We start from the raw sequence: 611 nt of genomic DNA, 5'->3' as shown, positions 1-611 counted from the left end.
AGCAGGCGGCTGACGTGCATCTGGGAGATGCCCACCTGGTCGGCGATCTGCGACTGGGTCAGGTTGCCGTAGAAGCGCAGGGTGAGGATCTTCTGCTCGCGTTCGTCGAGCAGGGCCAGGGCGGGGCCGAGGGCGACGCGGGTCTCGGCGAGTTCGAATTCGTGGTCCTCGCCGCCGAGGGTGTCGCCGAGTTCGGTGGTGCCGTCGGCGCTGATCGGGGTGGACAGGCTGGTGGCGTTGTAGGCGCGGGCGCCTTCGAGGCCTTCCAGGACTTCTTCCTCGGTGACGCCGAGGTGCACGGCGATGTCGCTGACCTGCGGGGAGCGGCCGAGGGTGTGGGTCAGGGTGCTGTTGGCCTCGGTGATGGCCAGGCGCAGTTCCTGCAGGCGGCGGGGGACGCGTACGGACCAGGTGCGGTCGCGGAAGTGGCGCTTGATCTCGCCGATGATGGTGGGGATGGCGTAGCCGGCGAAGTCGACGCCGCGTTCGGGGTCGAACTTGTCGACGGCTTTGATGAGGCCGACGGTGGCGGTCTGGACCAGGTCGTCGGTGGGCTCGCCGCGGCCGGAGTAGCGGTGGGCGAGGTGGCGGGCCAGCGGCAGCCAGGCCTC

Annotated in this window: 1 protein-coding gene; it reads right to left on the bottom strand. The window is 70.0% G+C overall.

All coding sequences use genetic code 11. From position 1 onward, the window contains the following. Positions 1-611, bottom strand: a 611-nt coding sequence (locus tag Aau02nite_RS44240; protein ID WP_212994696.1) for a SigB/SigF/SigG family RNA polymerase sigma factor, incomplete at both ends; no start/stop codon positions are given.

Origin of the sequence: Actinoplanes auranticolor, assembly GCF_018332655.1 — a bacterium.
GTDB classification, from domain to species: domain Bacteria; phylum Actinomycetota; class Actinomycetes; order Mycobacteriales; family Micromonosporaceae; genus Actinoplanes; species Actinoplanes auranticolor.
This window is presented reverse-complemented; position numbering and strand designations above follow the sequence as displayed.